Origin of the sequence: Pseudarthrobacter sp. NamE2, from assembly GCF_005796205.1 — a bacterium.
GTDB lineage: Bacteria > Actinomycetota > Actinomycetes > Actinomycetales > Micrococcaceae > Arthrobacter.
This window is the reverse complement of the sequence record NZ_VAHN01000013.1, coordinates 14,520-37,183: the sequence shown is the minus strand read 5'-3', so window position 1 is coordinate 37,183 and position 22,664 is coordinate 14,520. Positions and strand designations below refer to the sequence as shown.

20 protein-coding genes are annotated in these 22,664 nt (G+C 65.5%); 10 read left to right on the top strand and 10 right to left on the bottom strand.

Annotation, left to right across the window (positions count from 1 at the left end; translation table 11 throughout):
• Window positions 1-58: 58 nt before the first annotated feature.
• Both FDW83_RS14960 and FDW83_RS14955 read left to right on the top strand, forming a co-directional pair.
• Window positions 59-823, top strand: coding sequence for an SDR family oxidoreductase (locus FDW83_RS14960; RefSeq protein ID WP_138138876.1), 765 nt, complete (start codon window positions 59-61; stop codon window positions 821-823).
• Window positions 824-921: 98 nt separating this feature from the next.
• Window positions 922-1,677, top strand: a complete 756-nt coding sequence (locus FDW83_RS14955) for an ANTAR domain-containing protein (protein WP_240721001.1) — start codon at window positions 922-924, stop codon at window positions 1,675-1,677.
• 16 nt (window positions 1,678-1,693) lie between these two features.
• Here the strand turns inward: FDW83_RS14955 and FDW83_RS19680 are convergent, their stop codons facing one another.
• A complete protein-coding gene (locus FDW83_RS19680) occupies window positions 1,694-1,828 on the bottom strand; it encodes a hypothetical protein (RefSeq protein ID WP_255469947.1) in 135 nt (44 codons plus the stop codon).
• A gap of 509 nt (window positions 1,829-2,337) precedes the next feature.
• On the opposite strand from FDW83_RS19680, the gene FDW83_RS14950 reads away from it, so the two are divergent.
• Window positions 2,338-3,600 carry a glycoside hydrolase family 26 protein gene (locus tag FDW83_RS14950; protein WP_138138875.1) on the top strand — a complete coding sequence of 421 codons (1,263 nt, stop codon included), beginning with the start codon at window positions 2,338-2,340 and terminating at the stop codon, window positions 3,598-3,600.
• A gap of 291 nt (window positions 3,601-3,891) precedes the next feature.
• Window positions 3,892-4,146, top strand: coding sequence for a three-helix bundle dimerization domain-containing protein (locus FDW83_RS14945; RefSeq protein ID WP_240721009.1), 255 nt, complete (start codon window positions 3,892-3,894; stop codon window positions 4,144-4,146).
• Between the two features lie 72 nt (window positions 4,147-4,218).
• Here FDW83_RS14945 and FDW83_RS14940 read toward each other — a convergent pair whose 3' ends face one another.
• The 7 genes from FDW83_RS14940 to FDW83_RS14910 all read right to left on the bottom strand — a co-directional run bounded on the left by FDW83_RS14940 (window position 4,219) and on the right by FDW83_RS14910 (window position 13,414).
• Entirely contained in the window at window positions 4,219-5,181 is a 963-nt protein-coding gene (locus FDW83_RS14940; protein WP_240721000.1) for a glycoside hydrolase family 16 protein, read from the bottom strand.
• Window positions 5,182-5,593: 412 nt separating this feature from the next.
• Window positions 5,594-5,815, bottom strand: coding sequence for a hypothetical protein (locus FDW83_RS14935; RefSeq protein ID WP_138138874.1), 222 nt, complete (start codon window positions 5,813-5,815; stop codon window positions 5,594-5,596).
• 1,165 nt (window positions 5,816-6,980) lie between these two features.
• Window positions 6,981-8,420, bottom strand: a complete 1,440-nt coding sequence (locus FDW83_RS14930) for an SLC13 family permease (RefSeq protein WP_138138873.1) — start codon at window positions 8,418-8,420, stop codon at window positions 6,981-6,983.
• Between the two features lie 258 nt (window positions 8,421-8,678).
• Entirely contained in the window at window positions 8,679-9,062 is a 384-nt protein-coding gene (locus FDW83_RS14925) for a universal stress protein (protein ID WP_138138872.1), read from the bottom strand.
• 34 nt (window positions 9,063-9,096) lie between these two features.
• Window positions 9,097-11,067, bottom strand: a complete 1,971-nt coding sequence (locus FDW83_RS14920) for a tripartite tricarboxylate transporter permease (protein WP_138138871.1) — start codon at window positions 11,065-11,067, stop codon at window positions 9,097-9,099.
• A gap of 8 nt (window positions 11,068-11,075) precedes the next feature.
• Complete coding sequence (locus tag FDW83_RS14915) at window positions 11,076-12,269, bottom strand: hypothetical protein (RefSeq protein WP_138138870.1); 1,194 nt, start codon at window positions 12,267-12,269, stop codon at window positions 11,076-11,078.
• 65 nt (window positions 12,270-12,334) lie between these two features.
• Window positions 12,335-13,414 carry a PrpF domain-containing protein gene (locus tag FDW83_RS14910; RefSeq protein WP_138138869.1) on the bottom strand — a complete coding sequence of 360 codons (1,080 nt, stop codon included), beginning with the start codon at window positions 13,412-13,414 and terminating at the stop codon, window positions 12,335-12,337.
• 278 nt (window positions 13,415-13,692) lie between these two features.
• Here FDW83_RS14910 and FDW83_RS14905 point away from each other — a divergent pair, with 278 nt between their 5' ends.
• Window positions 13,693-14,607, top strand: coding sequence for a LysR family transcriptional regulator (locus tag FDW83_RS14905; protein ID WP_138138868.1), 915 nt, complete (start codon window positions 13,693-13,695; stop codon window positions 14,605-14,607).
• Window positions 14,608-15,173: 566 nt separating this feature from the next.
• Here FDW83_RS14905 and FDW83_RS14900 read toward each other — a convergent pair.
• Window positions 15,174-15,965 carry an SGNH/GDSL hydrolase family protein gene (locus FDW83_RS14900; RefSeq protein WP_138138867.1) on the bottom strand — a complete coding sequence of 264 codons (792 nt, stop codon included), beginning with the start codon at window positions 15,963-15,965 and terminating at the stop codon, window positions 15,174-15,176.
• A gap of 856 nt (window positions 15,966-16,821) precedes the next feature.
• Here FDW83_RS14900 and FDW83_RS14895 point away from each other — a divergent pair.
• Window positions 16,822-17,361 carry a DUF1697 domain-containing protein gene (locus tag FDW83_RS14895; protein WP_138138866.1) on the top strand — a complete coding sequence of 180 codons (540 nt, stop codon included), beginning with the start codon at window positions 16,822-16,824 and terminating at the stop codon, window positions 17,359-17,361.
• A gap of 103 nt (window positions 17,362-17,464) precedes the next feature.
• Window positions 17,465-17,743: a hypothetical protein gene (locus FDW83_RS14890; RefSeq protein WP_138138865.1), complete on the top strand. Its 279-nt coding sequence runs from the start codon at window positions 17,465-17,467 to the stop codon at window positions 17,741-17,743.
• A 63-nt stretch (window positions 17,744-17,806) separates the two neighbouring features.
• Here FDW83_RS14890 and FDW83_RS14885 read toward each other — a convergent pair whose 3' ends face one another.
• The gene (locus FDW83_RS14885) at window positions 17,807-18,622 is read right to left on the bottom strand and encodes an MBL fold metallo-hydrolase (RefSeq protein WP_138138864.1); all 816 of its coding nucleotides are present in this window, start codon (window positions 18,620-18,622) and stop codon (window positions 17,807-17,809) included.
• Window positions 18,623-18,813: 191 nt separating this feature from the next.
• Between FDW83_RS14885 and FDW83_RS14880 the strand changes: the two genes are divergently transcribed.
• Genes FDW83_RS14880 through FDW83_RS14870 form a run of 3 tightly spaced genes read left to right on the top strand, consistent with a single transcriptional unit; the run spans window position 18,814 to window position 22,135 of the window.
• On the top strand, window positions 18,814-19,197 hold the full coding sequence (locus tag FDW83_RS14880) for a hypothetical protein (protein WP_138138863.1): 384 nt from the start codon (window positions 18,814-18,816) through the stop codon (window positions 19,195-19,197).
• Complete coding sequence (locus FDW83_RS14875) at window positions 19,190-21,226, top strand: matrixin family metalloprotease (protein WP_138138862.1); 2,037 nt, start codon at window positions 19,190-19,192, stop codon at window positions 21,224-21,226. Before FDW83_RS14880 ends, FDW83_RS14875 begins: the two co-directional genes overlap by 8 nt.
• A 33-nt stretch (window positions 21,227-21,259) precedes the next feature.
• Window positions 21,260-22,135 carry an SGNH/GDSL hydrolase family protein gene (locus FDW83_RS14870; protein WP_138138861.1) on the top strand — a complete coding sequence of 292 codons (876 nt, stop codon included), beginning with the start codon at window positions 21,260-21,262 and terminating at the stop codon, window positions 22,133-22,135.
• Window positions 22,136-22,664 lie beyond the last annotated feature (529 nt).

The following is a 22,664-nucleotide window of genomic DNA, read 5'->3' as shown; positions in this document are numbered from 1 at the left end:
GGTGCGGCACTGTTTCCGGTGCCCGGGACCCGGCCGCGTCCGGCATAGGATTTCCCGTATGAAGATCGCCGTTGCAGGGGGAACCGGTACTGTTGGGCGCCATGTGGTGGCACTCGCCAAGGAACATGGCCACGAGGTGGTGAGCCTAAGCCGCGCGGAAGGCGTGGACCTGGTTACGGGCCGGGGGCTGGAGCAGGCACTGGCCGGCTCGGACACCGTCATTGACGTCTCCGGCATCAACACCACCTCCACCAAAAAGGCCGTGGACTTCTTCACCAGCGCCTCCCAGAACCTGCTGGCCGCCGGGAAGACAGCAGGCATCAAGCACCACGTGGTGCTCTCGATCGTCGGCATCGACAAGGCCACTTCCGGCCTGTACGCGGGGAAGTTGGTCCAGGAGGACACTGTCAGGCACGGTGGTGTGCCGTGGACGCTTCTGCGGTCCACCCAGTTCCACGAGTTCGTGCCGCTGGTGGTGAAGACCGCCTCAGCCGGGCCGCTGGTGGTTGTGCCCAAGATGTTCACCCAGCCCGTGGCCGCCCGCGAGGTGGCCGAAGCATTGGTCAACGCTGCGGGCCAGGGGCCGCAGGGCCGCCTGAAGGACCTCGCCGGTCCCCGGCTCGAGGAGCTTGACGGGCTGGTCCGCGCCTACCTGGCCAGAAACGGGCATCGCGGAAAGGTGGTGGAGGTGCCGCTTCCGGGGCCCATGGGAAGAGCCATGCGCAGCGGCGCGCTGATCCCGGCGCCGGGCGCCGCCGTCGGACGCCAAACCTTCCGGGAGTGGCTGGAAGCAAGTAGTCCGCTTGGGGGTACCGAAAAGTAGAGTACCCGCTACTCGTGTCCTTCCCGGGGCCGCCCCATAAATTCGAACAAAGCCTGCAGCGTGGCGGGTACAACGGGCATCGATGGGGGGAAAGAAGCGTGGCAGTACAACCGATATCCGGCACCAGGCGGATGGAACGAACGGGGTTCCTGTTGGATCTGGTCAGCGGCGCGGACACCGACCTTGATTCGGTGCAGCGGTTGGCCGAGGCCGCCGCGCTGGCCCTCAGCGGGAAGGTGGGCATTGACTGCGCCGCCACGCTGCAGCGTCCGGGAAGCCCGCCCGTGACCGCCGGAAGCGTGGGCACCGCGGAGTGCCTGGCCGGGTCCGAGGACAGGTACGGCGATGGGCCGATGGCGCAGGCGGCGGCGACGTCCGAACCTGTGCAGGTGACGGGTGAGGGCTCCTCGCAGCGCTGGGAGGCATACCGACGGCGGCTGGTCGCCTCCGGTTACGGCTCTGCACTCGCGGTGCCGCTCGAGCTTGAGCCGCGTGTTTCCTGTGCCATGGTGCTTTTAGGTCCTGCCAACTTCGATTTCACCCCGGACCTGGTGGCCGAGGCCACCTGGTTCGCGTCGGTGGCGTCGCAGAGCATGAAGCTGGCCCTCGAGGTGCGCAGCGTCCGGTCCGCCGGGGACAACCTGAAGGCCGTGCTGGAAAGCCGCACCTCCATTGACGTTGCCTGCGGCGTGATCATGGCGCAGAACCGCTGCTCCTACCCCGAAGCGTTCAGCAAGCTGGCGGGGGTGTCGCGGCAGCGGAACCTGAAAGTCCGCAGTGTGGCCGAAAACATCCTCAAGGCCACCTCGGGAGGCTCACCCTCGACGCGGTTCGAGCCGCCGGTGCTGGCGTAGCAGGGACGGGCCCGGCCTAGCGGGTCATTGCATAGACGGCGATCACCAGACCGACCGCGAGGACTACGTTTACCAGGATGTAGGGTTGGATGCCGCGTTTTGCGTCCGGGTGCCTGCGGCGGCCGTGCTTGCGATTGATTACTTCAGCCATGCCCCCGAATCTAGGCAGCGCTGCAGTACCTGCACCCGAGTATCGGCTACTCGTATTGCTTGGCCCCCACTACGTGGATGGCCGTGCGGAGGCCGTAGTTCCCGCAGACAAGGGGAAAGCCCCTCCTAGGAGGGGCTTTCAACGTAGTGGTCAATTGTCTTTCGGTTACGGTCAGCAGTAATACACTCCCCCTTCCCGAACGCCCCCCGGCGTCCATCCGGACTATGACACCACCGACTTTAAAACTTTGGCCCCGGGAACGTAAAGGGGTTCCAGGCAATTTTTTTGCCGTACGTTCCTGGTCCATTGTCGGGCCGTTTGCCAGGCGGCCATGAAGCGCTGGGTTTTTCCTCGAAGAAAGCTGGGCAGATCCTGCGCTGTTTTGGCTCCCTGAACCCTGCGTAGTGCGGAGACTTATTAGGGGGTCTTTCCGTCCGGCCCTTGTCCTTCGCAGTGGCCGGCTTCCTTCCGTCATCTCCGGCTGCTGCCGAATCCTACTGGAGGGGTATATGAAACTGCTTAGAACACTGGCCTCAGTCCTGGCTTTGCTCGCCGGCGGCACAGTCTGGGTTGCGGCACCGGCGCATGCCGCCACGGCCGGCATCACGCTCAGCCCGGATCGGGGACCGGCCGGCACGTCGGTGACGGTCACCGGCACCGGCTTCCCCAAGAAAAGCCCGGGGACCATCACTGCCGGCACCACAGCGGTAGCCTTCAAGACCAGCGCATCCGGATACTTCACTGCCGAGGTGGTCATGCCTGTGACGGAGGAAACCGCACTGACGGTCCGGGCAACCTCGGGCACAGCGAACGCCTCTGCCGCATTTACCTACACCTATAGCTCGCCGTCGGTGGCCGAGGAGGACCCCAACCTGGTCCAGGCGCCCGCACCGGCTCCCGCCGCGCCGGCTCCTGCCCCGGCCGCTCTCCGGTTCGGCGTGGGAACACCCGGCGGCCCGCTCGCGTCCGCGGAACTCGACGCCGTCACGGCACTTGCCGGGGAGGCGCCGTCGATCGTTTTGTCCTACAAGGACTTCAACCAGGCTCCCCCAATCACCGAGCTCGAAGCGGTCCGCGCCCGCGGCGCCCAGACCCTGCTGACCTGGGAGCCCTGGACCTGGGGCGGCGGCACCGAGCAGCCTGCCTACTCCCTGGACCGGATCGCTGCCGGGGACTTCGATCCCTACCTGCAGCAGTGGGGCCAGGCGCTGGCCAAGTGGGGGCACCCGGTGATGCTGCGGTTCGGCCATGAAATGAACGGCAACTGGTACCCGTGGTCTGAGCAGATCAACGGCAACGGCAGCGGGGACTACGTGGCCGCCTGGCGCCATGTCCATGACGTGGTCGCCGCGACCGGAGCCACCAACATCACCTGGGTGTGGAACCCGAACGTTCCCTACTGGGGCTCCATCCCGCTCTCCGGCCTCTACCCGGGGAACGCCTACGTGGACGCTGTAGCGCTGGACGGCTACAACTGGGGAACCTCTGCGTCCTGGAGCAGCTGGCAGTCGCCGTCGCAGCTCTTTGGTGAGGGCCTGTCCCAGCTCCGGGCCCTGGCATCGGGCAAGCAGATCCTGATCGCGGAGACGGCCTCCGCTGAGCAGGGCGGTTCCAAGGCGGACTGGAACACTGCCCTGATCAGCTACCTGGCCGCGCAGCCGGACATCACCGCCGTCACCTGGTTCCACTTCAACAAGGAAACCGACTGGCGGATCAACAGCAGCACGGCCTCCGCGGACGCCTTCCGGCTGGCTTTGGCGAGCCGCCGGTAACTCTCCGGTTAGCCTGCCCAAACCTGAGGGGGTTTTGAGGTGTTCTTGACGGCAACTGCGCAGGCCCTTGAGCGAAGCAGTCCAAAGTAGTCCATGAGAGGCCCGGTGCATGGGGGTGCGGCTGGAACTGGATGTTCAGCAGTACCGGGCCTTGCATCGGGAAACCGATGGTCTCCGCGCTTGGCGGTGTCAAGAAGCTGGCACCGCCAAGCAAACAACGTCTGCTCAGAGGCGTATAGGACGCAAGACACGGTTGAAGACATACCGGTTAGGCAGGCTGACGCGGTGGGAATGCTCAACGAACCCGAAGCCCGGGCGCTTCTGGCCGTCATCGAACGGCTCGCCGGACACTTTCCCGGCCATGAGCGCTCCGTGATCGAGCAGGTGGTCTCGGAGGAGCACCTGCTGTACGACGGCGTCCGCATCCGGGACTACGTTCCTATCCTGGTGGAGCGCGCGGCCAAGCTCCGCCTTGCCCGGCCAGGTGCGCCGGCCGGATGGACCCCGTTTGCGCCGGCAGTCCAAGACGCTGAAAAGCCCCTCTGAGGAGGGGCTTTTCGCTTATGGTGTCTCCCGCCGCCGGACAGCGGATTCCATTCGCTCAGTACCGCCCCGTGGTCAGTCCCTGGCCCAAATCGATACCCAGTCGACGTACACGTGGCCGCGGGTGTCGGGCGCCGGGCAGCCGGTCAGGCAGGACTCGGTCTGCAGGAGGTAGCGCATAGGCTTGTCCGGGACCATTGACGTGGCGACGCCGATTGATTTGCCGTCAAGGAAGAACTCGATGCGGCCGGGACTCCACTCGGTGGTGGCGACGTGCCAGGTGGTAAACGGAACCTCGGGCCGGAAGACCTCGAATTTGTGTCCCTCTGAGGTCACGCCGTGCAAGGCAGCGTAGACCACCTTGGACAGGTCCCCTTCCGGAAAATCAATCTCCCCGTCCTGCGGCCAGTTCTTGCTGACGGGCCAGAGCAGCCAGGCCACCTTGAATCCCGGCAGGGAGTCGGCCTTGAAACGTACGGAGTAGCGCCCGTACAACTGGCTGTTGTACGGCGACTGGGTGGCCCCGTTGAGTCTCGGGGAGGGCGCCGCGCCCATGGATACGCCGTTTTCCGAGTGCAGATACATGTCCAGGAGGCCGTCATGGACACTTAGGACCTTTGATGGAAAGTACCCGGACGTCCTCGAGCCCTTTTCCTGCCTTTTGGCAGCTGTGTCCGGCGTGCCGTCCACGTAGTTTTCGCTCCACCTGGAGCTGTAAATGCCGGGGAAGCCGCCGATGGGCACGTCCCCGTCCGTGAAGTCTTCAGCAAAAATCTGCCTCCACCCGGGCAGGTCCCCCACCGGCATGGCCTCGCCGTATGAGGCGTCGGTGTTCCCTGTTGAGTCTGCCGCTGCCGGCTTTGCGGCACCGGGCTCTGCTGTGGGCGCGGGAGAATTGGACTCGGCAGTGGGTTCGGCCGAGCCGGAGTTCCCGGTGGGATCGGTGGGCGCGGTGGGCTCGGCAGATGCCGGGCCAGGGGTTGGCTCGGCAGGATCCGGCGCAGTAGTCGGCTCTGCAGAGCCGGAAGCCGTGCTCACCGGTTCCCGAACATCCTCCTGGGAACTTCGGGTCGGCGTTACGTCTGCGGCAACGCTTAGGGTGCCGAATGCGAGCGCGGACAAAGCTACTACCGAGACGAGGACACGGGCCCGCGAATCCTGCTGAAACGCCTGCAAAGGCGTCGTTCCGCTTTCCGGCGGCTGACGGTGCGCCTTCCGGCGCGCACCTGCCCATGGAAACCGGGAGCTGCGACGGCGGTCTGCCACGGTGTCCTCCCCTGCATGGTCCGGAGACGGGGACCCGGAGCAGCGATGGCGCGGCGGCCTGATCCCCTTGTCCGATCCATTTTAGAAGTGGCGTCACATCTCGGTCACGAGTACCGGGTACTTATGTTTGGCCCGGGATCCCGGCTCGCGGCTACCTGTGCTACTCGTTTTTAGGCTTCCACAATCACACCGGGTTGTTGGTGTTGGGCTCGTCAGGATCCTGGCCGGTTCCGTAACCGGTGGCCGAAGCCAGGCCGCCCACCTGCTGACCGGCGTTGGTCTGGCCCGGAGTGAAATGCTCGGGATTGGAAGACTCGGGCTCGGCTTCGGACGCCGGAACGACGTCGTTGCGCAGGTGTTCGTCGTCGGGAAGGTCGTCAGTGCTGCGGGCTTCTGAATCGCTCATGGCACCAGCCAAGCACCATGCCGAGCGGCAGGCAACCGTGCGCATGGTCTGTCCCCTGCCTGCCATTTCCGGAAAATCCTACAGGCCAGTCCGGGTGTTACCGCCTGACGGGATTGGAAGCTTGCGGAAGTCTTGAGGAATTTTTGACCCCATCGAAACTTGTTCTTGAGGTACTCCATGCACAGTGATGGAAGAAGGTCGGGAGCGCATGGGGGTGCATCTGGGAAGTGAGGCCCAGTCAGCCCGCACCTTTTCAGTCGGCAAAGCCGATGGTCTCACGCCTGGCGGCGCCAAGCAGCGGCGCCGCCAGGCAACAAACTTTATTCGAACTGTCCAAGACCCGGGGCCGATGGCGGAGGCGGCGGATCGGCGTGGATCCGCAAATAGCTGTCGGCCCCCTCATCCCTGACGTGCTCGACGGCGGCGCGCGCCGCCGTCGTAAGGCTGCCGTGATGCTTCGCAACAAGTGCTCATCCAGCCCGTCGCTAACTCTCGAGGCGTGAGGCGTCAGACGACGGCGAAGGGGGCATCGTCCCCCCGCCCGGGCCGGTAGGCGAACCTTCGGTCGAATGCGCCTCGGATTCCCGTGCGCGCTGCCTGGCGGCTTCCGCTAGGCAGGCGTTGCAGCGTCCCACGAATTGATGCGGGCAATCGGTGTTCCAGTCGTCTTCGAAGGGGATTGTCACGTGCATCAGACGTGCCGGGATAAGGGCGAGGCGGGTCTGAAAGCGGAACCAGTTATGGGGACGACGTCAATTGGATGATGCGGCCGGGCGAAACGCGGAGTACCTGCAAGGGGTCTGCGACGTCGTTGCCCAAGGCCAGAAACTCGTGCCATGACCCGAATCTAGGTAGCTTCTCACGCGGGCGCCCGAGTAATGTCTACTCGATTTAGAAAATGAAATTACGCACTCAGATGCTAACTCCCACTCTTGCTGGCCCGACGCCGGACGGGTATCCCCACCAACCGGTATGACAAGAAGGCAAGGGCGACGGTCAACGCTGCCGTAAGCGCAACCCGGACCGGCGCCGTCGTTACAAGAGGCAGCAGCAGGAGGTACGCCGACATGTGCCAGAGGTACATGCCGTAGGAGAGCTTGCACCGGGCCAGGCGAGCCAGGGATGGTTGAGGACCCGGCCCAAAACGTCCTCCCTGGGGCGGGACCTACATGATGCCGGTGGGCACCAGCAGCGCCCACGCCAGGACGGGTGCTGCAAGCACGACGGCGCCGGCGTAGATCATCAGCTGCTTGTAGACGCGCTGCCGGTCCTCGTCCCGGGCATTGGCAATAACCAGTGCGCCGTCGGTGGAGAACGGGGAAACGTCGACGACGGTGGCGGCCACGGCAAGGGCAGCAACCGTTCCGGAGGCGCTCAGCGTGCTGGCGGCCAGCAGCGGGCCGGCCATCGGGATGAAGGCGGTCAGCAGGGCAGTGGAGGAGGCGAAGGCGGACCCGATCCCGATGACATAGCAGAGCACGAGTGCGATCAGCAGCGGCGCCCCCAGTGCCAGGGCCTGCTCCGCGAGCGTGTCGATGACGCCCACGTGCTGGAGCAGCGACACGTAGGTGATCATGCCGGCCACCAGCAGGACGGTGGACCAGGAGATGCCCCCGATGAAAGTCTGGTGCTCCTTGATGTTGACCAGCGCCAGCAGGAGCCCGGCGGAGAGGGCCACGAAACCGATCGGCATATGGAAGCCCAGGGTGCAGACAAGCATCACCGTGATCAGAACAAGGGTGAGGATCTGCTGGCCGTGCGGGCGGACGGTTGCCGAGGTGTCCAGGTCCATGTGCCGGCCTTCCCCCTCGCGCAACCTGCCCAGCAGGGCGAAGACGACGATGGTGAGGACGGACAGGATGAGGTTGATGGCGAAGCTGGCGGCGAAGAGCGCACCCTGGGAAATTGGAAAGCCATTCTCCTCGGCGATGTTGTGCACCAGCACGCCGGCCACGGACAGCGGCGAGAAGCCGCCGGCGTGCGCGCCGTTGATGATGAAGGCGCCCATCACCACGGGGTGGATGCGGGACTCGTAGGCGAAGCCGATGGCCGCGGGTGCGAGCAGCGCGACGGCGGCGGGCGAGAAGGTGCCCAGCGCTGTCAGTGCCGCGGCGAGCAGGAAGAACACCCAGGGCAGCACCATGGTTTTGCCGCGGACGAGGCGCACACAGGTTTGCACGATGATGTCGATGGTGCCGTTCCGCTGCGCCATACTGAAGAAGTAGGTGACGCCGATGATGGTCAGCACGATGCTGGCGGGAAACTCGGCCAGGATCTCCCGGTCCGTCATGCCGAGCATGAAATAGCCGACGCCGAACGATGCGACCAGGCCCATGACCCCGATGTTCAACGGCCATTTCGTGGCCACAACAAACATCACGACAAGGATGACGAGGGGGACGAGCTGCGTCGCGGTCATGGTCGGCTCCGATTCCGTGGCGGCCGCCGGGTCGAAGAGGTTCCCTCCCAGCACCAAAGCAGCCAGGCCCAGGATCAGGAAACCGGCCACTGCCACCAGTAGCATAAGGCTGCGCGGGCGGCGGCCGCGGCTTCGCTCACCGGTTTCACCGGCAGGGGCCGTGACCCGTTCTGCTGTCTTGGTCAAGATTGCTCTCCTTGGTTTGTGGTCCGCGCCGGTAAACGGTGATGCCGTCATTCTGAAGGTAAGGCGCACGGCTGGGGATGGCGTGACGTAGGGAAGGAGGCAGAAGGACCATCGGATCCTCCTGCCTCCTTCTCCTGCGTGCCCCTCCCCCGCGCCCGTCCTTCGGGTTCCTGTTGCGATGGAATGCGGGGGTAGGCTCGCCTGCCGGATGGTCCGGCAGCCAGAGCGGGACCGGTGTGGAAGCGGTCCCGCTGTGGGCTAGTTGAGCCGGTCCGCCCTGACGGCCAGGACCGGGCAGGTGGCGTCCAGCAGGATGCGCTGGACAGTGCTTCCCAGGATCAGTTTCCCCACCATGGACCGGTGCCGCAGGCCGACGACGATCATGTCGGCGTTCTTGTCCTGGGCGATCTGGATGACGGCGTCTCCGGGGTCCGAGAGGACAGACGACTCCAGCGTCATCGTGCGTCCGGCTGCGCGCAGCTGGTCTTCGACGTCGCGGATCTCTTCGGTGTGGAGGTCGTGCTGGCCGCGGCCCACGTTGACGATGAGGAGGTCTAATTTTCGAAGGACTGCTTCGGCAACGCCCCGGGCGAGGGCTTCCCGGCCCTCGGGGGCCGGGGCGTAGGCAACGAGAACCGTCATGGTCTTGCTTCTTTCCGTAGTTGGTCAGGTCGTGCTAGACGAGGGTGTTGAGCCAGCCCTGGGGCAGGTCGATGGGGAGCAGTGACGGCAGGGCCAGAAGCAGCACGTAGAGCGCCACCGTGTAGATGAGGGCAACCTTGACCCGGGCCCTGGCCACCACCAGCAGGAATGCCGGGATGAACACGGTCACGGCCACGAGGTAGCCGAAGGCTGCGGTCAGGGCGAGGAAAGCTGTCATCCATACGAAGGTCTTCATGGCGAAACCTGCATCGAGTGTCCATCCGGTCCGTGCGGTCCTGGTTTTGAGCCAGGTACGGACCTCCGTGAAGAGCAGGATGCCGGTGAAGATCAGGCCGCCGATGCTCACCAGCTGCGGCACCAGGCGTGCTTCCGGCGAGAACGATTGCGAGGAGACCAGCGCGGCGGCGAAGGCAACGGCGAAGATGCCGGCGGCAGCCAGGGACCAGGTGGAGTTCTTCAGCGGGCTCTCGTCGTCCTCCGGGCGCTCGTCGCGGTGGCCGTCGTCGAGGTTGGTGTTCCGGCGGGCCCGGATGAACTTGATGAAGGCCCAGATCATCGGCAGGACCAGGATGGCGAGGAAGACCAGGACGCCGGGGCGTGCCATCCAGTCCAGCCCGTTGTAGAGGCTGTCCGTGAGGAAGTAGTAGCGTTCCAGCGGGATGGCCAGGACGAAGCCGATCAGGAAGGGGGCCCGCGGGAATCCGGTGGACTTCAGCAGCCAGCCGAAGACGCCGAGGATGATCATCACCCAGAGGTCGCCGAGCTGGCCGCCCTCCTGGAAGGAGCCGAGCAGCATGACGGCGACCAGGCCGGCTGCGAGCACGGCGAACGGGACCTTGGTGAGCCGGGCGAGCTGCTTGACGCTGAGGAAGCAGAACAGCGCGCCGAGGATCGAGGCGATGGCGAAGGACCAGACGATGAGGTACATCAGGTCCAGGTGTTCGGTGATGATGGACGGGCCCGGCTGGATGCCGTAGGTGAGGAGCATGCCCAGGAGCATGGCCGAGGGGACGCCGCCGGGGATGCCGAACAGCAGGGTGGGGATCAGGTCCCCTGCCTCTACAGAGTTGTTGGCGCTTTCGGGGCCGACGATGCCGCGGGGGTCGCCCTTGCCGAACTTGCGCTTGTCCTTGGCGGTGGCCACGGCCTGGCCGTATGCCAGCCAGGTACCAGCGGTGGCGCCGACGCCGGGCAGGACGCCGGCCCAGATGCCGATCAGCGCGCCGCGGATGACCTGCGTCCAGTGCGACAGCCACTCACGGATGCCCTTGCCCCAGCCACCGCCGAGCGTAATGTTTTCTTTCTGGCCGCGGCGCTGGCTGGCGCGGGAGGCGATCTCGGCCAGGCCGAAGATGCCCAGGGCCACTGCCACGAGGGAGAGCCCGTCACCCAGGAACAGGCTGCCGAAGGTGAAGCGCTCCTCAGCGGTCGTGGGCGAGGTGCCCACCATGCCGAGGACCAGGCCGAGCAGGCCGGCCGAGATGCCCTTGATGATGTTTCCGCGGGACAGCACTGCGGCGAGTGCGACGCCGAGGACTGTCAGCATGAACAGTTCGGGGCTTGCGAAGGAGAGGACCAGGGGCCGGGCCAGTGGAATGGCCAGGGTCAGGCCGATGGCGCCAATAATGCCGCCCGCCATCGAGGACAGGAAGGCCAGGGTCAGTGCCCTGGCGGCCTGGCCTTTCCTTGCCATTGAATAGCCGTCCAGCATGGTGACGCTGGCGGAGGCTGAGCCAGGCGCGCCGAGCAGCACGGCCGAGACGGTGTCGGAGGTATGGACGACGGCGAGGGCACCGATCAGGAGCGCAAGCGCCTGGGGCGGTTCCATGCCGAAGGTGATGGGCAGGAGGATCGCGACGGCGCCGGTGCCGCCAAGTCCCGGGATGAGGCCCATGACCAGACCGGCGACAACGCCGATCAGGAGCATCAGCAGCAGCGACGGATCAGCAAGTGATGCCAGCGCTGCCATAGCGGAATCAAGCATGGTGGTCCTTATTCAACGTGGATGTTGTAGGTGTGCTCGAGCAGTTCCTTGACGTAGGACCTGACGGAGCTGCTGACGGTGTAGGCGGCCCGGACGCGGTCTGCCATGCCGGCGTCCGCCACCAGGGGGTAGCCGCCGAGGACTTTGGCGGCCTTGGCCTGGAAGTCCTTGTCCGCGCCGAGCTTCTCGCTGGATTCGCGCAGCAGGGTGACGGCCTTTTCGGGTGTTTTTTCGGGGACCCACAGGCCCTTCTGATAGGTGTAGGTCAGGCCGAGGAGGGTCTTGTAGGCCTCCAACTTTTCGCCGGAGGGCTTCTTGCCGTGCAGCTGTTCGTAGGCCTCGGCGACCGTGGGGACGTCCGGGAAGTTGGGGTCCCGAACGACTTCGCCGGAGCCGTCCAGCTGGCCGAAGGACATCAGCACGGTGGCCTTGCCCTCCTTGGCGATGCCTTCGACGGCCGAGCCGTAGGCAGACGTTGTCTGGTAGTCCAGGTCGATTTCCCCGCGCTGCAGGGCCAGGTTCACCGGGCCGCGGCCTTCAAAACCGAAGGTGGACGTGACGTCGGCTTCGAGCAGGTCGAAGGCCACCAGGGTGGTGATGTCCAGGCCGGTGGCGCTGATCCCGCCGAACTCCAAAGGTTTGTCGCGGTTGATGAGGTCCTTGACCCCGGTGACGCCCGCTTCGGTCCGCGCATAGATGACGCCACCGGTGCCATTAACGACGACGGGCTGCAGGTTTTCGAACGAGTACTTCACTGCGGTGCGTCCCAGGACCCAGGGCACCACGGTCGAGGCGGTTCCCACCAGGACTTCGGTGCCGTCGGCCTTCGCGGAGCGGGCGAACTTGTTGGTGCCCGAGATGCCTTCGCCGCCGGGTTCATTAACCGGGGCGAACCCCGGCCGGCCGGGAATGTAGTTCGTCAGTTCGGTGCCGATGAAACGGGCCCAGGTATCGGTGCCGCCGCCGGAAGCCAGCGGAATCAGGAACTCGACGGTTTCGCCGCTGAAGTCACCGTCTTCCGTACTGGACGGCGGGTTAAGGAGGCCCTCCCCCAGGACTGTGGTTCCGAGTCCGAGTGCGGCCAGGGCGGCAACGGAGGCGAGGATAGTGCGCCGGGAGTGCTTGGGCGGTTCGGGAAGTTCGGTGGCTGCTGCGTCCACCAGGTCCCCGGGAGGTTCCAGGGAAGACTTTTGGCTCGTCATTGAGGGTGTCCTTCGTTGGGGAGTCCGGTGCGCGCGGCGGCGTCCGGAGCTTTGTGGTGGAGTGCTTACCAGGTGTCCGGCAGCAGGAGGTCAGCGTCGGCAAGCCGGCGGGCACTGCGGAGGGCGCCGACGACCGGGGTGCCTTCGCGGGTTTCGGCCCAGGTCTGGACCAGGCCGGCCGGGGTCCGCATGGTGACTCCTGCCGAGACGTCGCCGGTGATGAGGTTGGCAGCGACGGTTCCCTGGTGCTGCGCGGCCATGGTGAGGGCCACGCTTCCGGTGATGGCGAGGGCCGGGTGCAGGCGGCCCATGGAGAGCATCCGGACCAGCAGGTCGGCTTCGTCGCCGTCGTCGGCCTTTGCCACGAGGGCAAGCTTGGGGATGGCGCGCTCGGCGTCGGCCCGGGTTTCCGCGAGACCCATCTGGACGGCGGCGTCCCGGCGCATGTCGTCCAGGTGCACCAGCAGTTCCGTGCGGGTGTCGATCTCGGCCGCGGTTTCGTGGCCGGTGAGGCCCACGGTTTCGGCTTCGACGATGACCACGGGGGCGCCGGCGTCGATGAAGGTGGCGGGCACCTGGCGGCCGTCAAAGGTGACCTTGTTCATCGGAATTCCGGTGGGAAAGAGCCGTCCGGTCGTCCTGCCGGCGGGGTCGAAAAAGCCCATGCCAACCGGCATTCCGGGAAAGGGAACTCCGGGGATCATCTGGGTGCCCGAGTGCCCCAGTTCGCCGCCGGGGGTATCAACTTTCTGCAGGATGAGCTGGTTGGTATTGGTGTTCAGGGTGCGCACGGAAGTGGTCTCGGGTCCGGCGGCAACCCAGCCGCGCTCGATCGCGTACGGAGCGACGACGGCGGAGCAGTTTCCGCAGTTGCTGCCCCAGTCAACCCGCTGCTCATCAATGCCTACCTGCGCGAAGGTGTAGTCGACGTCGGCGTCCTCGCTGACGGACCGGGACAGGATGACAGCCTTGCTGGTGGTCGAGGTTCCGCCTCCCACGCCGTCAACCTGGCGGTTGTCAGGGCTTCCGAAGAGGCGCAGGAGCACCTCGTCCACGGTCTTGCCCGGAACCTGGAGGTTGTCCCATTCGAAAACCCAGCACTTGCTGGTTCCTCCACGCATCCACGTAGCTGGGATTTTGAACATGTTTGCTTTCACCTTTCAATGCGGCGCCAAATCGGGCCCTCAGCCGTACTGGCCTAACCAAGTGTGATGCGGACCGAAGATGAATTACAAACGCCAAAAAATGCACCTCCATGCACTTTTACTTCAAACGTGGCGAGTTGAGGTGTGTACTTTAAACCCACTTTTCGACCCATGCCGTCAAGAGCGGTGGGTGCGTCGGCGCACAGGCGCGCCGAAGATGAAGTACTTGTATAAAATCAGCAGTAGGGTGTTACAAATGCTTCAAGGAGGATTGGGCAGTGCTGAACATTAGAAGGCTTGAACTGCTGCTGGACGTGGTGGAACTCGGATCCATCACCGCCGCCGCGGACAAGCACGTCTATTCGCCGTCGGGAGTTTCCCAGCAACTCCGCCGCCTGGAGGCGGAAGTGGGGCAACCGCTCCTCCAGCGCCAGGCGCGGGGCATGGTCCCGACCGACGCCGGGCATGTCCTCACGGCGCACACCCGCCGGATCCTGCGGCAGATGGCAGCCGCGGAAGCGGACCTTGCCGAGATCGCGGGCTTGAACCGGGGCAGCCTCACCATGGGGACCTTTCCCACCCTCGGCGGTTCCTTCCTTCCGCTGGTCATCAGCAAGTTCAAGGCGCAATACCCGGCCATCGACCTCCACGTCCGCAGCAGCAGGTTCAATGACCTCATCGAGATGCTGGAGAACGGCCAGGTGGGAATGTCACTGCTGTGGGACTACGAATGGAACCGGATTGATCCGGAGAACTTCGCCCTCACCACCGTGTTTGAAGATGCCACCGCACTCATTGTGGGCAAGGACCACCGGCTCGCCCGCCGCAAGCAGGTGGACATGGCGGACCTGGCCAATGAGGAATGGATTGTCCGGGAAGAGGAACACCCGGTGGTCGAGGTGCTGCACCGCAGCGCGCAGGCGGCAGGGTTTGCGCCCCGGATTTCCTTCCACGCCAATGATTACCAGGAGGCGCAGGCGATGGTCAGCGTCGGGCTCGGCATCGCCCTGGCGCCCCGGACGGCTGTGGTGAACAAGCACCCCGGCGTCAGCATCGTGTCCCTGGGCTCGAGTGCCCCGTCCCGACGCGTGCTGCTGGCCCACCGGCATGACAGGGTCCGCGCCGCGGCGGAAATTGCGTTCCAGGCCACTCTCTTGGAAGTCGCCAAGGAAAACAGCGCCGACTTCCGATAGCCCACCTCAAGCCCTCCCCTGGAAGGGCGGGTCGCGGAACACACATGTAGCAAAGACCGAAATCGCAGTGACGCATGGCGAACTCGGACCCTTGCTAGCCGCTCACCGTACGACGGCGGCGCGCTTCCGCCGTCGTACCCTTTCCTTACGCAGGAGTCCCGCGCAGTCCACTGCCGCCTGCAACGGTTACGGCAGCGCAGCGACCAGCGCTGCCACTCCGGGAAGCGAAGCGGATGCTTCCGCAGCACCCGGGCCGCGACACCGGCGAGTGCCGCGGCACTCCACACTTCCGGTCCGGGCAGAGGAGCCTGCACGTCGGCAGCGATCAGGACTTCCGCCGCCGTCGTGGTGGCCAGGATCAACGGGAGCTGCAGGGCCGCCCTGTCCTGCACCCACACCCAGGTACCGGACAACCCCACGCCGCAGCAGTGGCCCAGCCGGTGCGTTGCAGCACCGGATCCTTACGCCGGGACGGCAGGGCCTGGTACACGACGTGCCCATAGTCCCGCCGGCCCCGACAATAATCCCTCCGCATAAGCAGGCGGTTTAGCTCACGACCCCTGCAGCTATCCCACCAGCGCGTCCCAGGCTTCCAGGAACTTCTCCGCGATGTGGGCGTGGCCAGCGGCATTGGGGTGGGCGCCGTCGAAGTCGAAGCCCGGACTGTTCCCGGCCGTGAACCAGCCGGCCTCGATGGCGTCGATAAAGGGGGCGTTGGCCGCCTCGGCACCGGCTCGGACGGCGGCGTTCACCGTGCGCAGGTCCTCCGACAGAGGCTGCGGCGCCGACGGCCCCAGCACCACCACCTGGATGCCAGGCCAGAACCGGCGGGCCGCCTCGATGGTCTGGGTCGTGGCAGTGCGGACCTCGTCGGCGTCCTGAATTTGGGCATCGTTCTGGCCGCCCTGCAGGATAAGGACGTTGGGGACGAAGGCGGGACCGGCGGCGAGCTGACGCAGCCGGGTCTCGTACTCGCCGTCCAGCTCGTCCTGCGCCCCGCCGCCCCACGCAAACCCGGTGCCGCCCGCACCGTCGATGGTGGTGGGATACCGCAACTGCCGGGCCACCAGGTTCGCCCACCCCTGGTCAGGCCGGCCCGCACCGTCACCGGCAGTGTAGGAATCGCCGAGAATCAGGAGCACCGGTTCGGCGGGCAGCTCAATCGTCGGCTGTCGGACCGGTGCGGAGGAAGTTGCAGTGGGAGTGGCAGTGGCCGCAGGCGTCACGGCCGGGATCGAAGCAACAGGGGCGGACTCCCCCGCGCCGCGCGGATTCATCAGCGCCAGCGCGGCCACTCCGAAGGCGGCCACCGCCAGCACAAACAGCGCTGCGTACTTGATCCAATCCCGTTTGGTCATGCTGCCCCCGTTTCCGTAGCCCGGCACATCATACGGCCTGTCCGCAGGCAGCCGCTGCCCTGTGGCACCAAAGGCAAGGCGTACGACGGCGGCACGCGCCCGCCGTCGCCTTTGCCCGCGCCCTTGCCCTTGCCTCCGGCACTCTTCTGCAGCGCTTACTTGCAGCCCAGGTTGCGGCAACTACCCCATACTCAGGCCGCCCGCCGGCCGGTACTTCTGGATGACGAGGCCGCGGGATGTAGCGTGCGACTCGAGGAGCTAGACCCTGCAGTCAGGTCCGGGTCGTTAAGCGCTTCAACGTCATGCTCATCTACTCCCATGAGCTGCTGCCAGGGCCGCCAGGTCCCGGATGACCCGCTGTACCTCGTGTTCACGGCGTGCCGAACGCGGATCCCGTTGTACCGGGAGCGGTTTGGTCAGGGGTTTCTTGGGTGGCGTGGGGACTGGAAGCGGGCCCCTCGACGGAGCCTCGGTGAATCCTTTGACCGCCATAACTCCAACACTTATGCTCATGCATCCCCCTTTAAGTCAGTAGTTCGGGGCAGACCCCTGGTTCAAGCTGCAGGGACAACTTTAGGAAGCCATGGGCTTAGGAGGAAGGGTTTAGTCCACCAACGGGAATAATTGCCCCAATCTTGAGTGAATCGGCGGGACTACGAATTCTGTCCGGCCGCGTCTGGGCAAGCGAGCGCTCCGGCCAGCGTTCCGAAAATTTGTTGGCGAGGTAGATCGTGTCGGGCGGTTTGGCTGCCTTAGGTCTCCTCGCTGTCAGAATGGATACCAGAGCAGTACCACGCTTCGGAGGATGAGCTTGTCCGCAGGCCACCCCGATAACCAGAGCCTGAATAATTGGCGTATGCCGACGTACATCGCGTTCCTCCGGGCCATCAACCTCGGGGCCAACCGCAAGTTCCCCAAGGAAGACATCCGGCGGGCGGTTGAGTCAGCAGGATTCCGCGACGTCGAAACCTACATCAACACCGGCAACGTCCGGTTCACCACCGGCATGCGGTCACTGCCGAAAATAGAAGCGGCCCTGGAAGCTGCATTCCTCGCTGACCGCGGCTTCGAAGTTCCCACCATCGTCTACGGGACAACCGAGCTTGCAGGAATTGCAGCAGACGCCGCCAGCCTCGCCGTCGAACATCCAGAGGCCGCGCGCCGCTACGTGGACCTTCTCCGCTTCCAGCCGGGAGCGGATACGGCACGGCGTATGGAGGCCGCCTCGACGGAAAACATCCATCTCTTCGTGCGCGGTCGCGCCCTCCACACCCTCGTCGACCATGGGACGGAGTCCGCAGGCCCGGTGCTTGTGACTGTCAGCAAGATGCTCGGGGTCTCAACGAACCGGAACGCCAACGTGATCGCCGCGGTCGCCGGGCGCTGGTGCCGGTGAGGCTCCGGCCCGGCGTTAGGCAACCGTGACCTGCGGTTCGTTCCTTCACGGCCCAACAGCCGCTACTGTCAGCAGCACCATCCGGCACAACGGGGGAGGCACAATGAGCATCGATATCGGAATCGGCATGAGCCTCAGCAACGGGGACGCGACGCTATTTGCAGCAAAGTCCGAAGCAATCACAACGGCGATGCAACGTGTACGCGAAGGGCACCCTGCCTACAGTTGGGTGTGGACGGACGAGATCCGTTGCCGGGGGTGCGACGCCAGGCTCGACATCCCGGTGCTGGCCAGCACCAGGGCAAGTGCGGACAGGGCCTTCCAAGCACACCAGTCAGCCGAACTGGACGCGTTGCTGGCTGCCGGCGGCAGAGCCGCCTAAATCGCGCCACAAAGGTAGTGCGGGCTCCACTACAAACAGTGAAGGTCTGCCTGTCGGAACCGGCTAACTTTCCCGGCGGGTCTCCTGGAGCCGTTTGATAAACCAGCGCGACTGCTCCGGGCCGTAGGGCAGGACCGGGATCGCCTTCGTGGCGTCGTGCGGGGTGTCGCGGATGGATTGGCGTGCCTGGCGGACCGCGGTGGTCATGGTGTTCGCCATGGTCTTGACGAACTGGTCGCTGCACGGCTTCCCGTGTCCGGGGATCAGGTGCTCATAACGGTGGCGCAGCGCCGAAATGTGCCGGAGCGCGTCCGCCCACTCCTCCGGGTACGAGTCCTCGAAGGACGGGTGGGCGCCCTGCTCCACCAGGTCGCCAACGAACAGGGTGGTGGGCGTACCGATCAGCAGGTCGCCGTCGGTGTGGCCGCGGCCCAGGTAGAACAGGGTGGCGGTCAGCCCGCCCAGGTCAACCAGCACCGGCTGGTCCTTGACGATAACGTTGGGAACCACAATGTCCACGTTCTCGCCCTCACCGGCGGACATTTCCGGCTCCAGTGTGCCCACCATGCGGCGCTGCAGGTCCCCGCGGTCCTCGATCTCGGCGGCGCAGTTCTGGTGCGCCCAGAATTCGGTGGCGCCGGCCGCCGCGAACACGGCGTTGCCGAAGAAGTGGTCGTAGTGGGCATGGGTATTGACGACGACGAGCGGCAGCCGGGTCTTCTCCCGCACCGCCTCCAGGATCTCCCGCCCCTGCCGGGGACCGCAGCCGGTGTCGATCACCATCGCCCGCTCGGATCCCACGATCAGTCCGGTGTTCAGCAACGACCCTTCGGTCACCAGCACATAGTTGTTCGCGCCGACTTCGACCCATTCCGACATTGTTTCTCCGTACCTCCGGCTCAGCAGTGTGCGTGCTTCAGGCGTCGATTGTACCCACCGCGTTTGTGGGGATCCTGAGGCCACGCCCGCATCGGGTGTTGGCCCTGCTGAAAGCAGGACCCCCGTAACGGTGCAGTAATGCGCGTCTGGTCAACTCGTTTCGGTGGTCCCTCGCAGAGAAGGACGGTGAAATGGGGCAGCCGTGGACTTCCTTCCGCATCGCGGGCCTGGCGCTTGACGTCCCGGACCAGCTCGCACCCTCGCCCGAGCGCGGCATCGAGGGCGGCACCGCCGTCCTCGAAGGCGCCGGCATGCGCCTGACCGTTGATGCCAGCGCCTTCGCCGACCCCCTCACCGGCTATGCAAACAAGCCCGGCTACGAGCATTGGCGGGAGTCCCTGGGCGGCGACACCGCGGACTTCGTCCTGTTTGAGGAGGATGGCGTCCGCACCCTTGCCGTGAAAATCCCCGGGCGCGCCACCGCCGTCGTCCATCAACCCGCCACCGCACAGCAGGACACCGCCCTGCAGATCCTGCGCAGCATCCGAAAAGATCAAGGAGAGTTCAATGACTGAAGAGCAGTACAGTTCGGCGCCTTACCTCGCCGCCGTGGCAAACGCCGGCCCGGGCGAACGGAGCACCGGCTTCAGCAAGGTCCAGAGCTACCTCGAACGGTTTGGCTACCTGGGCCCGGCCACCAGCCCGGAACTCGGCCTCCTGGACGACCCCACGGCGGGAGCCCTGCGGAGCTTCCAGGAGTTCTTCCACCTGCCGGTCACAGGAGAGTTCGACGACGCCACGCGGGAAGCCATGATGCGGCCCCGCTGCGGGCTCCCGGACATGAGGAACGGCGAACTTGCCTTCTCCACCACGTGTGCCTGGGCCGACAGGTCGCTGACGTACGCCTTCGACACCGGCACCGGCGACGTGGCGGGCAACGCCGATTTCGATGCCGTCCGGCGCGCCATCCAGACCTGGCAGAACGTGGGCGGCCTGACGTTCACGGAGGTCACCCTCAGCGCCAGCCCGGACATCAGGATCGGATGGCGGCCCGCGGCGGACCCGGACCACTCGATGGTCGGCGGCGTCCTGGCCCATGCCGACTTCCCGCCGGGCTGCAGCGTGGTCACCAATACCCTGCCCAAGCCGGTCCACTTCGACGACAGCGAACACGTCTGGAGCGTGGGCGCCGTGGCCAGCGCCTTCGACATCGAAACGGTGGCGCTGCACGAATTTGGGCATATCGTGGGGCTCGCACACTCCAGCGTCGCCAACGCCGTGATGGCACCCACCGTGTCTGCCAACTTCACCAAACGTGTCCTCACCCAGGACGACATCGACGGGTTCCGGGGACTGTATCCGCGAGCGCCGGAGCCATGGTCCGGCTGGAGCTCCCTGGGCGGCGTGATCACCTCGGACACCTCCGTGAGCCGGAACAAGGACGGCCGGCTGGAGGCCTTCGCCCGGGGCACCGACGGCGCCGTGTGGCACCGGTGGCAGACCGCGCCGAACAGCGGATGGGCCGGCTGGCACTCCCTGGGCGGGATCATCACCACGGAGATCGCGGTGGGCAGCAACGCGGACGGACGGCTGGAAATCTTTGCCCGCGGCACCGACAACGCCCTGTGGCACAAGTGGCAGACGCCGTCGATCAGCAGCTGGTCAGGCTGGAGCTCGCTCGGCGGCATCATCACCGGTCCCCCGGCGGTAGGCCGCAATGCGGACGGCCGGCTGGAAATCTTTGCCCGGGGCACCGACGGCGCGGTCTGGCACCGGTGGCAAACACCGGCCACCGGCGGTTGGTCCGGCTGGCACTCCCTGGGCGGTGTGATCACCTCCGAGATTGCGGTGGGCCGGAACGCCGACGGGCGGCTGGAACTCTTCGTCCGCGGCACGGACAACGCCCTCTGGCACAAGTGGCAAGCCCCGGGCGGCTGGTCCAACTGGGTTTCGCTGGGCGGCATCCTCACCTCCAACATCACCATGGCCGGCAACGCCGACGGCCGCCTTGAGGCCTTTGTCCGCGGCACGGACAACGCCCTGTGGCACAAGTGGCAGACGGCGCCGAACAGCGGCTGGTCCGGCTGGCACTCGCTCGGCGGCATCCTCACCTCGGACATCGCTGTGGGCAAGAACGCGAGCGGCCGCCTGGAGGCGTTCGTCCGCGGTACGGACAACGCCCTGTGGCACATGTGGCAGACGGCACCGAACAGCGGCTGGTCCGGCTGGCACTCCCTGGGCGGCATTCTCACCTCCAACATCACGGTGGCCAGCAACGCCGACGGCCGCCTGGAGACCTTCGTCCGCGGCACGGACAATGCCCTCTGGCACAGGTGGCAGAACCGGCCGTTCCTGACCGTGGACGCAACCGGTGCTTCCGGCGCCATGGCGATGACCGCCGCGGCAGACGCAGAAATGGCCACGAACGGCGCCGCTCCCCCATCGGAAGAGATGCCGGCGGGCGCCATGGACGCAGACCCGGCAACCAATGGCCAGCAACGCCCGGCAACCCTGGGCATGCCTGCCGGAGCGATGGCCGGCGCAGCGGCAGAGCCTCCGGCCGAGCTGATGCCCGCGGACGGCATGCAATCCATCGGCGGTTAACCCCGTCGGCGGACGCCTCACCTAAGGAGAGACATGAGAAAGCAATCGCTGAGGATTACCGGCCGCTTGGGGGCCCTGGCCTTTGCCATCACCGGACTGCTCGCCGGCTTTTTGGCCGCACCTGCGGCGGCACACAGCTCCGGGCACTTGGATTATGTAGCCTTCGGGGATTCCTACAGCGCAGGCATAGGTGCGGGAGAGGCCGCGCCTTCCCAGCTCTACCTGGACCTGGATGATCCGGTGTTGTGCTTCCAGGCCTCGCCGGGTTATCCCGACATTCTGGACTACTTACCAGGGGTCGATCTCACAGGTAAGGCCGCCTGCGCCGGCTGGAGTGCCGCCATGGTGCCCTTCCAGGTACAGATTGCATCGAACGCCGGGGTGCTGGATGACGAAACGGACCTGGTCACCATCACCGCCGGCGGCAACGACGTCGACTTTGCGGGCCTGCTCAGATCGTGCCTGCACCCCAGTTCCTTGGACCTCTGCATCACGGCTGTACGGAACGCCGAAGCAGTTGCCGAGACCCAGGTCCTGGCCGCCCTGGTCAATGCCTACTCAGCAGTCCGTGCCAAGGCACCGGAAGCCACCATCATCGCGCTGGGGTATCCGCATCTGTTCTCACCCGAATTCGAAGGCACCACAGTCATTACGGATGAAGCCGCCACCGTGTTCAACAACGGCACCGATACCTTGAACAAGGTCATCGGGAAGGCGGCCAAGCAGGTCTCCGGGACTGTCTATGTGGATGTCACCGACGAATTCGAGGGGCACGGCATCGGCTCGCCAAAATCCTGGTTCGTGCTCGACGGCAGTGCTGCCAGCTTCCATCCAACTGCGACAGGTTATGCCTTTGGCTATGCTGCCGCTTTAGTTCGCGAAGCGGTGAGCGCCGCAGCACGGTCCTGACGCCGATTGAGCTAGCGGTCAACTAGCTTCTATATACGTTTCTCGGGAACACTCGTTCGATGGCACGGCCGAGTCCGGCGATTGCGCGTTCAGCACAGCGGCTGGATGCTCAGCGCAGTGCACATCGGGAATCATCGCGTGCCCCGCGTCATCCTTGATGTAGTGCGTGAAGTGATTGGTTGTCCTGCCACAGGTGTTACAGAAAGTTTTGTGCTGCTTGGTCCACATGCTGGTGTCCTGACTTTGCTTTAGGAGGATGTTGTCCACAGGGTGGGCGATTACGCGGGCAGTGGGCTGGGATTGCAGCCTCCGCTAGGACAGCAGCGATTCTGGATTGAGAGTCATCTTTGGCCTCCAAACCTGAATGCCGCACGAACTGCGGTGCTAGGACCTTAGCCCTCTTGTTCCGGGTTTATAAGAGGCTTGGAAGATTAGGGGGAAAAGAATAGGGGTCAGGGGTTCCCGGAGACTAGGAGGTCGGCGCCTGGCCCGGGCGCCCTGGCCCGGAAAAGGCCTTACAATGCGCAAT

Coding starts and splice junctions, on each gene's coding strand:
- FDW83_RS19680 (WP_255469947.1), bottom strand. CDS start 1,828: ATGGCTGAAGTAATCAATCGCAAGCACGGCCGCCGCAGGCACCCGGAC.
- FDW83_RS14960 (WP_138138876.1), top strand. CDS start 59: ATGAAGATCGCCGTTGCAGGGGGAACCGGTACTGTTGGGCGCCATGTG.
- FDW83_RS14875 (WP_138138862.1), top strand. CDS start 19,190: ATGACTGAAGAGCAGTACAGTTCGGCGCCTTACCTCGCCGCCGTGGCA.
- FDW83_RS14915 (WP_138138870.1), bottom strand. CDS start 12,269: ATGACGAGCCAAAAGTCTTCCCTGGAACCTCCCGGGGACCTGGTGGAC.
- FDW83_RS14870 (WP_138138861.1), top strand. CDS start 21,260: ATGAGAAAGCAATCGCTGAGGATTACCGGCCGCTTGGGGGCCCTGGCC.
- FDW83_RS14900 (WP_138138867.1), bottom strand. CDS start 15,965: ATGACCAAACGGGATTGGATCAAGTACGCAGCGCTGTTTGTGCTGGCG.
- FDW83_RS14920 (WP_138138871.1), bottom strand. CDS start 11,067: ATGCTTGATTCCGCTATGGCAGCGCTGGCATCACTTGCTGATCCGTCG.
- FDW83_RS14885 (WP_138138864.1), bottom strand. CDS start 18,622: ATGTCGGAATGGGTCGAAGTCGGCGCGAACAACTATGTGCTGGTGACC.
- FDW83_RS14895 (WP_138138866.1), top strand. CDS start 16,822: ATGCCGACGTACATCGCGTTCCTCCGGGCCATCAACCTCGGGGCCAAC.
- FDW83_RS14950 (WP_138138875.1), top strand. CDS start 2,338: ATGAAACTGCTTAGAACACTGGCCTCAGTCCTGGCTTTGCTCGCCGGC.
- FDW83_RS14925 (WP_138138872.1), bottom strand. CDS start 9,062: ATGACGGTTCTCGTTGCCTACGCCCCGGCCCCCGAGGGCCGGGAAGCC.
- FDW83_RS14880 (WP_138138863.1), top strand. CDS start 18,814: ATGGGGCAGCCGTGGACTTCCTTCCGCATCGCGGGCCTGGCGCTTGAC.
- FDW83_RS14935 (WP_138138874.1), bottom strand. CDS start 5,815: ATGAGCGATTCAGAAGCCCGCAGCACTGACGACCTTCCCGACGACGAA.
- FDW83_RS14945 (WP_240721009.1), top strand. CDS start 3,892: ATGCTCAACGAACCCGAAGCCCGGGCGCTTCTGGCCGTCATCGAACGG.
- FDW83_RS14890 (WP_138138865.1), top strand. CDS start 17,465: ATGAGCATCGATATCGGAATCGGCATGAGCCTCAGCAACGGGGACGCG.
- FDW83_RS14910 (WP_138138869.1), bottom strand. CDS start 13,414: ATGTTCAAAATCCCAGCTACGTGGATGCGTGGAGGAACCAGCAAGTGC.